7 protein-coding genes are annotated in these 11,854 nt (G+C 61.4%); 1 reads left to right on the forward strand and 6 read right to left on the reverse strand.

The genetic code is table 11. The annotated features are described in order from the left end of the window. Nucleotides 1-16 precede the first annotated feature (16 nt). The gene (locus PLL20_13625) at nt 17-712 is read right to left on the reverse strand and encodes a response regulator transcription factor (protein HPD31031.1); all 696 of its coding nucleotides are present in this window, start codon (nt 710-712) and stop codon (nt 17-19) included. Nucleotides 713-1,367: 655 nt separating this feature from the next. On the opposite strand from PLL20_13625, the gene PLL20_13630 reads away from it, so the two are divergent. Continuing rightward, a complete protein-coding gene (locus tag PLL20_13630) occupies nt 1,368-4,400 on the forward strand; it encodes a hypothetical protein (GenBank protein HPD31032.1) in 3,033 nt (1,010 codons plus the stop codon). Nucleotides 4,401-4,514: 114 nt separating this feature from the next. On the opposite strand, the gene PLL20_13635 is transcribed toward PLL20_13630, so the two are convergent. The 5 genes from PLL20_13635 to PLL20_13655 all read right to left on the reverse strand — a co-directional run. Next, nucleotides 4,515-5,129: a DUF2617 family protein gene (locus tag PLL20_13635; GenBank protein HPD31033.1), complete on the reverse strand. Its 615-nt coding sequence runs from the start codon at nt 5,127-5,129 to the stop codon at nt 4,515-4,517. A gap of 674 nt (nt 5,130-5,803) precedes the next feature. Then, nucleotides 5,804-6,403: a hypothetical protein gene (locus PLL20_13640; protein HPD31034.1), complete on the reverse strand. Its 600-nt coding sequence runs from the start codon at nt 6,401-6,403 to the stop codon at nt 5,804-5,806. Nucleotides 6,404-6,869: 466 nt separating this feature from the next. Further along, nucleotides 6,870-7,679 carry a hypothetical protein gene (locus tag PLL20_13645; protein ID HPD31035.1) on the reverse strand — a complete coding sequence of 270 codons (810 nt, stop codon included), beginning with the start codon at nt 7,677-7,679 and terminating at the stop codon, nt 6,870-6,872. A gap of 290 nt (nt 7,680-7,969) precedes the next feature. Beyond that, entirely contained in the window at nt 7,970-10,066 is a 2,097-nt protein-coding gene (locus PLL20_13650) for a hypothetical protein (GenBank protein ID HPD31036.1), read from the reverse strand. Between the two features lie 142 nt (nt 10,067-10,208). Continuing rightward, nucleotides 10,209-11,854, reverse strand: a 1,646-nt coding sequence (locus PLL20_13655) for a hypothetical protein (protein HPD31037.1), incomplete at its 5' end; no start/stop codon positions are given.

Below are 11,854 nucleotides of genomic sequence, written 5' to 3' on the forward strand. Positions count from 1 at the left end.
CTTTCGAGGCCGGATCTCAAGGACTCTCGCGGAAAGCGTACCCGACACCGCGGATGGTCTGAAGCCATCGGGCTGCCTTGCCCAGCTTCTTTCGAAGCGAAGCCACGTGAACGTCAATTGTTCGATCCGTCACGGCGACACCGACACCCATGGTGGTCTCGATCAGACGAGCACGCGTCAGTACCCGCCCGTTGGCGGCCATCAGGGCGCGAAGCAGGCGGAATTCCGTCGCAGTCAACGCGACCTGCGAGCCCGCTACCGTGACCTCATGGCGACTGCTGTCGAGCGAGACAGGGCCCCTTGTCACGACCTCCTGGTCGGTCGAAGCGATCTCCACGCGGCGGAACATTGCCGCGACACGGGCCAGCAACAATTTCATCGAGAACGGCTTGGTGATGTAGTCATCGGCACCGAGGCTCAGGCCAACCAACTGGTCCGCCTCCTCCGCCTTGGCGGTCAGCATGATGACGGGAATCGAGGCTACCCGGTTGTCCCTCTTGAGGTGCGTGATGAACTCGTCGCCGGACATGCCTGGAAGCATGCGGTCCAAGAGGATCAAATCCGGGGGATGCGCCACCGCCTCGGCCAGCGCCGAACCGCCGTTGGATACCATCCGGCAGGTATATCCTTCGTGTTCGAGGTTGTGGCGGATCAACTCCGCCAAATCGGCTTCATCCTCAACGATCAGAACGCTCTTTTTTCTCGCTGCCATCAACATCTACCCTCAGAAGCCGAACGCGGACTGCGGTTGCCCTTGCGGCCGATTGGTTTTGCCCCCTTTTGCCACAATCGATGAAGCTCTTTTACAAACGTTGGGCTAATCCCGCGTAAGGATTATGTTAGGAATTGGTTAAACATGCCCGTCTCGGTCACCAAGGGATTCGTTCCCGTTTATAGGACATTCTCATCGCTGATAGCAGGAAAGCAAGTGTTACCCGAGGCTGGTCTACGACCGCAACGGAAGACCGACGGTGTCCTGAGGAGTCTGACAGGCCTGGCCGACCAACGTCCGGGAAAATGGGACTCTGCGGAACAGCCGGAGGGAAGGAACCTGAGAGCAAGCGTTCACACGCATGCGAGGATTCCGCCGGCGACCGGCGGATCTGCAAGGGAACGGAAAGACCAAGCCTCAGAGGACCGTTTTCGTGGGCACGGTAGCTTAGGTCCGAGAAGGCAATGTCCGATTATGTCTTGGAGAACTTGCCCAGGGATGGTGAGGCGTACAGGCATGTACAAGAAGTTCTGCCGTCTGACCAAGAATCCTTTCTGCGATGCGACCGATCCGCGGTTACTACGCCTGCCGGATGTGTCGGAAAGGTGATGTCATGCAACATGAAACGAGCCTTGACTCATCGGGAGATGAACCTATGGAGATGACGACAGGCGTCGGTGAGACGTCGTCCGCCGGTCTTGCTTCGACCCCCTCGACCGGACAGACGCAGGATTGTGAGCCGGCCGGTGGCGCCCAGCGGGATGCCATCCGTGCCATCACCGAGGAACGGGTTCAAGCCCGCATGCTGCTGGAGCGAACGGTCAAACAATGCCGCGAGCTGTACGAGCAGGTTCAGCAGCAGGTTCGGATTGCTGATGCCAAGCTGTGCAGCGCCGAGAGCATCGCGAATTATCTTCGCGATTTGCACCAGGATCTGGCGGCGAGTTACAACCCCGAGAGGCTGAGCGCTTTCGATGCCAAGAGTGTGCAGTTGTCCGAAGTGATTGCACTGGCGGACCGGCGGCAGGAGGAACTGGGCGACGTCTCGGTCGCGGTGAAAACGCTGCGCGATGAGGTCGTCGACTGGACGCACCGGGCGACGAGAGTCCGCGGCTCGCTGCTTCGCACCTCGCAGTCTGCCGAAGCCAAAGAAACCGAGGTCAGCCGCGCGGCCGAGCGAGCCGAACAAGCCCGCCTGGCCGTTGAAGCGGCGACCCAGACGGCCGCCGGACTTGTCGACAAGGTCTACGGCCTCTCGCAACGAATCGACGAGCAGACCAAGACCTTCGATGTGCGAATCAGCAATATGCGGCAGGTCGTGGCGGATCTCGAAGCGCTGTATGAAAGAGCGCTGGCGCTCACCAGCGGACAGATGGAGTCGGCGACGGCTCTTGCCCGCCGCATTGATGAGCAGACTCAGACGTTCAGTGATCGGCTGGCGGATGCCGATGCGGCGACCGCGCGGTTGTTGCATGCGCAGGAACAGGCTACGGCCGCAACCAATGAGCAGTTGCAGGCCGGCTCCGAGCTGGCTCAACGGATACAGAACCGGACGGAAGCCTTCGACCTTCGGGTGGAAAGCGCCAAGGGAATCACCTCAGCCTTGGATGATGCCTGCAATCGAGCCGTGGCGGCCGCGGATCGGCAACTGGAACAGGCCGAAACGCTGGGTCGGCGCATCGACGAGCAGATTCAGACCTTCGACAAGCGGGTTGCCGACTCGGCCATCGCTGCGGGCCGCCTCGACGAGATGCTCCTGGCCTCGGATTCGATGATCGAGCGAATCGAACAGCAGGAGCAGCGGCTGAACGAGCGAATCGCGTCAGCAGAGACGGTAGCAGCGCGCATGGACGAGCACTGCAGCCGGATCTGCCGGGCGATTGACGAGCAACTTCAAGCGGCCAACGGCCTGTCCCACCGTATTCAGTCACAGGAGGATGCGCTGGGAGCCTATATCGGCCAGATGCAGAGCAACATAGCGGTGCTGAACGAGGCCTATGAGCGAGCCGACACCGCCGGCAAGCGTCACCTCGAGTCCGCCGACGCGCTGGCCGCACGTGCCCGCGAGTGCGCGGAGGCACTCGACGCACGCATCGACGCGGCTCGAGGCGCATCAGAAAGACTGGAGGAGACCGCCGCCCGATCAAACGAGGTCCTGGTCCGTCACACGGAAGCGATGCAGGCGATGTCCGAGCAGAGCAAGGAACAGATGGCTGCCTTGCAGTCGACCATCAAGGACGCCGTACAAGTGAGCGAGCATCTCCAGCACGTTTACGGGAGACTGTCCTCCGATGCGACGGCGCAACTCGATGCCATGAACGCCCTATCGACGCACGTGCAGGAGCAAACGCGGGCTTTTGATGCCCGCGTCAGCGAAGGCCACGCCGTTGTGGCCCGGATCGAAGAGGCCTCGTCGCGGGCTCTGGAAACATCCGGCCGACAGATAGAAACCATGAACGCCGCTTTAGAGCGACTGATGGACCAGACGGCCCGGCTTGAGTCGTGCATTTCGACCGCGAAGGACGCCGCCGAGCATCTCACGAACACTTATTCAAAGGCTTCTTCCGACAGCAAGCGAGAAATCGAAGCGGCAAGCGCCTTGATGGAGCGAATGCAGGAACAGATGCGAATCCTGAGCGATCGGACCGAGAATGCCCGCAGCACCGGCGAGCAGCTTGAAGCGGTGGCGGGGCGTGTCGCGGAGGCGGCGGCTCAGCAGACGCAAGCGGTCAACGGGATGATGAACCGCGTCGGAGGATTGCTGGAAGAGCTCGCCGGGCGGATCAGTGATGCTCGAACCGCCGGCGAACAACTTGAGCGAGTTCAGGCACAGTTAGCCGAGACTGCCGCCGGCCAGTCGGAAACGGCCAACGCGCTGGCCGTCAGGATCGCCGAGCATACCCGGATGTTTGATTCCAGGACGACGGAAGCCAGGACGTTGGCCGACCGTCTGGATGAGGTCTACGCCCGGGTGCAAGCTGGAGTGACGGAGCAGGCGGCGACCACTGAAACGCTGGCCAAGAAGATCCGGGAGCAGACACAGTCGCTCGATCGTTGGATCAAGGCGGCTCGGACCGCGGGTGACAATCTGCACGAGGTCTACACGATGACGACCGAGGCGGCCGACCGGCAACGTGAAGCCGCCCACACGATGCTGGAGCGCATCCGCGAACAGTCACAGGCATTGGACAAGAGAATCGCAGAGCTGAAGTCGACCGTTGCGGGGGCCGGAGAACAGATCGACCGGATGACGGCGCTCACGGCCGAGGCCCGTACTGCGGCCTTCGATCTATCCTTCAACCTGGCACAGGTCCAGCAGCATGCGGAACTGGCGGAAGCGAGCTGCACCAGCCGGATGCAGGACCTGACCGCCAAGCGGGCTGAAGCCGAGGACCAGGTTTCGCAGTTGGAAGCGGTCCTTCGCCGAGCCGAGAAGATGGCGACGGAGTTGCCCGCGCAGTTGGAGGCTTTCTTCGAGGTCCAGAAGCAGGTTGGGATGACCATCGAAGCCCTTGAGGGGGCCGGCGCTTCGGGCGAAGCCCGCAGCAGGCTGGCGGAAGCGGCCGCCCGCTCCATCCGGGCCGTTCAGGCAATCCGGGAAGGTGCCGAGACGCGTCGAGAAAACGCGGACCGAATACCGCCCAGCGGCGCAAAGGAAGAAACAGCCTCCGCTTCAACCACTACCTGAATCCCTTTCCCCACGAATCCATAAGCGAGGCGCGTGGACGAGTCTCATCGAACAAAAAGAGGGCGGAGGGGTCTTGAGACCCGTCCGCCCTGAAAACGATGCGGGGAGTCTACTTTAGTTGTGCCGGCCGTGGCCGTTGACCGGTCTTGCGGGCTTGCGCTGAACCGGGACGCGACCGATTTCCACGATCGACTGCGTCTTGAGAATCGTGTAGTCCGCCGGGAACACATGGAAGGACTGCACGTGAAGCTCGCGGTCGCGAGCTTCATAATCGATGAAGGTAAACGGCACAAGTTCATCGCCCTGGGCCCACTCTGTGAAGCGGACGAGCAACCCTCGGGTGCTGGCGTACCTCATCAGATCACGGTGCGAGGCGTGGAAGAGATTTTGTGTCATACGCTCGACCTGGGTCGAGAGAATGTATTTCATGCCGTCGTCGAACTCCTCGACGTGGTCGCGTTCGCCGCGGAATTGAAACGACGTCACAAGTCCGTTCTGGGGGAGGACTTCCAGATCGTCGGTCGTCGCCTCGGTAATGCACCGGGAGTCGGCTTGTACGGTGACGGCATGGGAAAGCCCCATCACCCAGATTTCCGCCGAGTAAGCGGGCCGCTCCAAGTGCTTGATTTCGTGAATGCGAAACAGCTCCGGATGAAGCCGGCGGCGGTACAGCACGAATTTCGCGTCCGCCACTCGCTGCAATGTTTGGCCCAGTTCCACGTCATCCATTCCTTCGAGACGCTCCTGTCTCAATTCGCGCCGCAACTCTGTGCGGCTGATCTCCAATTCACCACCCTGGACAGACGCAACGCACGCCGTGCCATCTCTAAAAGGGATGGTGAGTGCCGCCTCTAGCTCTCCTCAAGCTACCCACCGCGGCGGCTACTCCCTCCTCGTAGGCGGGGGTGGGCTTTTCGGTCGAGGCCCATTATAACCTCTCTTGAAGCCCGAGCCAAGAGAAAAATCGGCAAAACGTCATTTTTGCCCTCTCTGCCACCCCGGCGGGCTATCTATATGCTATGTACGAAGTTAGCATCGCATGGTTGCGGCATGTTTCGGGTTTATTTGAGATTTGCGGGCTTGGTCACCGATTGACAAATGACGATTTTCCGTCTGACATCTGAGTAACAAATGTTACCAGGGATGAAATCAAAGCGGAAGCGGGTAACGACTCTTTTGGAGAAGACGGGAGCACCGAGGCCGGGGCTCACGGCCTAAGGCGGACCGCCTTTTTGCGGGCCGCAACCCAAGTGCTCTGCGATCCGGAAACATGCGCCCAAACCGCGCTGGTCTCTGGCCATAAGGTTCTATAGCCTTTCCAGAGAGGCACCGATCTCGTCGAGAAACGCCTTCAGGCTCCTGTCGGTCTTGCCGGCGTGGTACAAATCCGTGGCCTCGACGATCTATCGCGCGAACTCGATCCCACCCAGCGTTGGTACATGCCCGCCGGCGACGACGGCCTGCAGCAGAACACCTTTGTAGTAATCCCGCTGACACTTGCCCTTGCGGACCTTCGGGGACGAGCCCACAACGCTCGTAAAGGCACGAGCATCCGCCAGAAACCATCGCTCGATGTGCGGGGCGGGGCACGCGATTACGGCCCTGTCTCGAAACGGCTTATCCAGCTTCGCTACGATGCTCTGTCGAGCCACGCGGTGCGGCTGGCAGTTCCCATCAATGCCGATGACTACCAGGTCCGGCATAACCAGACCACCAAGTCCCCCCGCGACAGCCTTCTGACCGACTGTCTGGAATACCTGGCCGACCGACGGAAGTACCGAGGCGGTCGTTCGCCGGATTGTCGTGTCTCTCAGCGATCCGGTACTCAACGTCTCGGCTGACGACCTGAGTCTTTCCGTCGGCACGGTGGTGTCCGTCAGCGGCAACGGGCCGTACGTGTTCGAGGTGACGGGCTTGTCCGGGCCGGTGACCGCCACGCTCGATGGCGATATCACCGACGCGACGGGCATCGATCTGCCCGCGTACCAATGGCAGTTCGCCATCTGCACGCCCGACAGCGACGGCGATGGCGTCGGCGACTGCGGCGATGCATGTCCCAACACCATCCCGGGCGCAAGCGTTGACCTGCGGGGCTGCCCGCACGGCGATTCATCATCGAGCCCCCACCCAGCGAAGAATGTGTGTGAAGACGGTAGGGCACGGTCGGAGCCACCCAAGGTGGCGCAGATCTGTCGGTCCTGGCTGCAGAATATGGCAGATCTCGGTCGCCACGGCGACCTCGGCACTGCCCTACCCACCGGCCGCGTCGGCTTGCCTACATATTGCACGGTGCCGATCGTCGCTCCCCCAACTGCAAGAAGCAGGTGGGGCACCCGGCCGATCGGCGTGATTTGCGTGAGCTGCGGGCCACCCCCACGCGAAGAGTTCCGTCCTCCACCGCCGCGCCATGGGGCGCCCCGCGTCGCCGCGTCCCAACCCAGTTCATCCGTGGAGAAGTGCTTTTCGACATCAGCTCGGCGTACGGTCACCGGACCATTCTTGCAGGGTGTCTCCATAGAGGTGGTTGCCGTAATACTCAAACTGCCTTTCCTGGGGGTGCCGAAGGAAATCGATGTACGGCTTGCCGCAATGCGGACAGCGCAGCGGATTTCGATGACGGAATTCCCCACCGCATTTCTCGCATCGAGGAAGCCGGCTCTCAAAGCGACTCACAGAAGCCGCATCGGCCACCCCAAGTACGGGCGGCGCATCATCGAGATAACTGCTGGCGACTAAGGTATGTGGCCCCTGCGAACAGTACAGGTAAGTCAGGTCGCTGAAACCGGCGTGGAAGGATTGGAGGCGGAAGTTCCGGAGACAGTAGTCGCATATGCACAGCAGCGAGACGTTTACGGGCGTAATCGTGCCGGGAAAGTGAAAGCCGCGAGAGAAGAGGCCACGGCCGACCAGCTCATCGGGGTTACCCTTGGATTCCGGCAGATAGAAGGGCTGAAACCGCACCCCTTTTGCTAGGCCCTGTCTGAAGCCTTCAGTCGGATCCTCCCCGCTACTGGAGATGAGACAATCGCATTGGACCCCAAGACCGGATCCGATTCGAATGCACAGAAAGAGATGTCTACCTTCATCGAACAGCGACGACAAAGCAAAAGACGTGACGCCCCCTTTGCTGTTGACGAAAGTCAGACTCTCGTTCGGACGGCTCAGCTCAACAACGGATCGTCTCTCTGCCGGCACCTCGGCGGCGTGGACGGTGCACACTTGCCTCCCGCCAACCTCCGAAACGAGTATCGGACTGTCCTTGTCGGTCTTCCAGCTCATGCACACTCCCGGCAGGTATTCGCGGGCGCCCAGGGACTGACAGTTCTTCGACCAGCCGTCCCACGAAATCGGTATGCCGTCGCGCTCGACAACACCAACGTCTTTGCCTCCTCTCGGGTCGCGCGATCGTACTTGAACTTCGACCTTCTGTCATGATGCTGCTGGCCCTGCACGAGACAAAGATGTCGCGGCAGCGGCAAAACCGGCGAGAAAGGAGGCAACGAATCACAAACCACGCCCGCGAGGTGTAGTTTGTGACTTCCTGGTGTTGCGGGCTGCAACGCTGGGGCTCACTCCACGTCGAGTGACAGGATGTAGGCCTCCAATTCCTTTCGCTTGCTCTCCTCAGTCTGGCGCAGCTCGGAAACCTGGCCTTTGAGCTTCTCGATCTGCGTTTCGACGTCGTCGAACTTCTTGAGCTGCCGCTGGTACGGGTCGCTACCCTGCTGGAGCGTCTTGAGATTCTCGCGGATGCGGGCCTGCTCTTCGACCGCCTTCTTCAGCTCACTCTCCTGCAGCTCGCGCGCGCGGACCAGGTCATACAGCTCGCTGCGCAGAGCGATCACCTTTTCGAGGGCCTGCTTGACGGCCGGACTGATCACCTTGCTGCGGAGGAAGAATCGAACCGCATCCTGATCGCTGTCGATCAGGGCCAGCGTCTGGTCGGAGACTCGTTCAAGCTGGACCTTCTGGACGACCGTCTGTCCTGCAGGAACGCCCGTCTTGAACCGCAGGATGTTCTGGGTTCGCTCGAAGGGCTCCTTGGGCTCGACCAGCGTCCAGTCGGCGGTGTAGGGCTGCTCGATGATCACCTCGCGGTCTTTCTTGTCCTTATTGCGGATGGTGTACTCGCGGGTGTCCACGTGCTTGTGCTTGTGCCACAGGACGCCTTTGGCGATCCGCAGACTGACGATGCTGTCGGGCTGGGGCTTGTGGTCGACGATGACCTCGGCCGACAGGTCCAGGGCGTAAGCAAGGAGCCGCTTCTCGGCAGGCTTGAGGTCCGGAAGCTTCGCGTCGCCGGCGTAGACGTTCTCATCAAAAACGGTGATCGGGCCTTGCATGAGGTTCAGGTCGGTCGTGTTTTCGAGGATGAAACCGTTGAGCGGGTGCTTGGGGTGGGTCGCGGGGTTGAAGATGCTCACCTTCTGGGCCGAAACCTCCTGGTTGACGATCGGCAGCATGGCCGACCGCTGGCGGGCGATGCTGACAGGAGTATTGATCACGTATTTGAACAGTTCGCCGGCCGACTGTGCTTCGGCCACCGACTGCACGCCGTGGTCGGCCAGATCGAGCACGCCATCCGCATCCGCGTCCCTCATCGCCACGAGTGCGCCGGCAGCATAATGGCCCGCCGCATCACCGGCCGTTCTTGCTCTGGCGGCTCCTGCCTGAGCTACGGTTTCCTCACGGACCTCTGGTGCCTTGCTGGCTGCCATGGCCCGTCGGGCCGGGGCTGGAGCAGCACCTGGTGCCAGCGGAACACCGGCCTCAAGGGTCGGCGGGCGAAGCGAGGCATAGAGTTCCAGTTCCTCCTTCGGCCGGGGCACGTACAGCGGGGTGTAGAGATCCATGGTGAAGGAGATCGGCCGGCCCGAGACCAGCGAGAGGCGGACGTCGTTCCAATCTTCCTCGGTGGCGTTTTCGACCGTGGCCCAGCCCTGCAGGAACGGCTTCTTGTCTGGCGAGAGCACCAGCCGATAGCTGGTCTTCCAGATCGGGGCCTCGAGCAGATACGAGGCCCGCACAAGGCGCTTGCCCTGGCCGGCGAACTGGATGGTCACGCCCTTCTTGTCTGCTTCATGGCTGCCAGCCAGGGTTTCCAAGGCCTTGCGCAGCTCGCCTTCCAGTTTCTCGTTGGTCAGCTTAATTCCCCGGATATCCGAGACCCGCAACTGCTGCAAACCGAGTTCGCTCAACACGTTGAGCAGGTCGATTTCGATGATTTCTTTGTCGATGGCGATCTTCTGCTTCTCGACGCCGACGATGATGCCGCGAATCGCCTGGGCCCCGGTGATCTCGACCGGTTCGCCGCGAAGCTGATCGAGCAGGTTGGCCATCGTGGGCTTGCCGGTGATGTTGACGGCAAAGCTCTTGAGGGTTTTCTCGATCGGGTCGCGAGACGCGTAGCCGACGGCGTTGACCGTGCCGCCGCCCAGGTCCTGAACGACCAGCGACTTGAGGATGTCGTTGATCTGGTCGGTTCGGAACTTGAGCTCGGCGGCGGCGTTACCGTCGATCTCGGCCTCCCGTTCGAAGAACCCCACCCCGCTGGAGAACAGGGCAATTCTCGACACCTTCAACTCGGTATCCTGGGCAGCCAACGACGTCGGAACCGCCAAACCAACAATAAGCACCCCTGCCAACGGCAAACCCGGTCGAATCATGACATGGCTCCTTTCAGATGCTGCGGAAGCACTGTATTCAGACTCAATTCAATGGTTAGACGCCCGAAGCCGCCCGGAGTTCCCAAAACCGGGCCGTTTCTCCGAAAAATCGCCTCGCCACCCGGCGGCCGGACCGCCGGGCTCACTTCACATCCAGAGACAACACGTAGGCCTCCAGCTCCTGTTCCTTTGTCTGCACCTGCCGGCGCAGCTCGTCAAGCTGCCCCTGCAACTGCTCGATGCGGGTCTCCACCAAGTCGAACTTCTTGAGCTGCCGCTGATACGGATCGCTGTTGGCTTGCAGGGTCTTGAGGTTTTCTCGGATGCGGGCCTGCTCTTCCACGGAACGCTCAAGGTCTTCCTCGCGCTGGTCGAGGTCGCGCTCCAGGGCCTCCAGTTCGGATTGGATCTTGATCACTGTTTCCATAGCTTGCCGTACGGCGTCCGAGATCACCTTGCTCTTCAGGTAGATCCCAACGAACTCCTCGTCAATCGTGGTCAGGTGGATCTCTTCATCTGTGACCGCTTCGAGCTGCACTTTCTGCACGACCGTCTCGCCTGCGGGGACGAGAGTCCTGAAACGAAGCAGATTGTGCGTCCGCTCGAATGGCTCCTTGGGTTCCACCAGTCTCCACTCGTTGTTGTAGTCCTGCTCGATAATGATGTCCCGGTCTTTCTTGTCCTTGTTGCGGATGGTGTACTCCGAGACATCCACCAGCTTGTGTTGAAGAATCAGTGTGCCTTTGGCGATACGAGCGCTCAGCAGTTCGTCGGGACGCTCCTTCTGGTCCGCGATCACCTCGACCCCGAGATCAAGAGCGTAGACGACCATGCGTTTTTCCGCCGGCTTGATATCCGGCAGCTTGGCGTCGCCGGCATAGACGTTCTCATCGAAAACCGTGATCGGCCCTTGCATCAGGTTGAGCCCGGTCGTGTTGTCCACAATCAGGCCGTTCAGCGGGTGCTTGCGGTGCGTGGCGGGATTGTAGATGCTCACTTTCTCGGCCGCGATCTCCTGGTTGACGATCGGAAGCATCGCCGACCGCTGCCGGGCGATTGAAACCGGCGTGTTGATCGCGTACTCGAACAGCTCGCCCGCGGACTGGGCCTCCGCCACCGATTCCACACCCTGCGCGGCCAGATCCATCTCTGGTTCGACCTCCGCCGGCGCCCCCATGCCTCCCATCATGCCTCCCATACCGTATCCGCCCATGCCGCCCACGGCATGCACACGACGCATCGGCGCCATTGCCGACCTCGCCCGGCCACGGGATTCCTTACCTGCTTGCGGAGCCTCAGCCGCCGGAGCAGGAGCCGGCTTCGCGGGCTGGTCGGCCACCGCGATCCCAGCCTCAAGCGTCGGCGGGCGGAGCGACGCATATAGCTCCAGCTCTTCCCTCGGCCGGGGCACGTACAGCGGCGTGTACAGGTCCATGGTGAACGAGATCGGCCGGCCCGAGACCAGCGAGAGGCGCACGTCCTTCCAGTCTTCCTCTGTGGCGTTTTCGACCGTGGCCCAGCCCTGCAGGAACGGCTTCTTGCCGGGCGAGAGCACCAGCCGGTAACTGGTCTTCCAGATCGGGGCTTCCAGCAGGTATGACGCCCGCACCCGCCGCTTGCCGTCACCGGCGAGCTGGATGGTCACCGCCTTCTTATCAGCATCGTGACTGGCCGCCAGCGTATCCAGGGCTTTGCGCAGCTCGCCGTTCACCTTCTCGTTTTTCAGTTTGACGGCGCCGATCTCGCTGAGTTTGAGCTGCTGCAGGCCGCTTTCGGTCAGCACGTTCA

The organism is Phycisphaerae bacterium (assembly GCA_035384605.1).
In the GTDB taxonomy this organism is placed as follows: domain Bacteria; phylum Planctomycetota; class Phycisphaerae; order UBA1845; family PWPN01; genus JAUCQB01.

Bases quoted from the DNA above. Each gene is read 5' to 3' on its own strand.
- PLL20_13625 (HPD31031.1), bottom strand. From the start codon at position 712: ATGGCAGCGAGAAAAAAGAGCGTTCTGATCGTTGAGGATGAAGCCGAT.
- PLL20_13630 (HPD31032.1), top strand. From the start codon at position 1,368: ATGGAGATGACGACAGGCGTCGGTGAGACGTCGTCCGCCGGTCTTGCT.
- PLL20_13635 (HPD31033.1), bottom strand. From the start codon at position 5,129: ATGGATGACGTGGAACTGGGCCAAACATTGCAGCGAGTGGCGGACGCG.
- PLL20_13640 (HPD31034.1), bottom strand. From the start codon at position 6,403: ATGGCGAACTGCCATTGGTACGCGGGCAGATCGATGCCCGTCGCGTCG.
- PLL20_13645 (HPD31035.1), bottom strand. From the start codon at position 7,679: ATGAGCTGGAAGACCGACAAGGACAGTCCGATACTCGTTTCGGAGGTT.
- PLL20_13650 (HPD31036.1), bottom strand. From the start codon at position 10,066: ATGATTCGACCGGGTTTGCCGTTGGCAGGGGTGCTTATTGTTGGTTTG.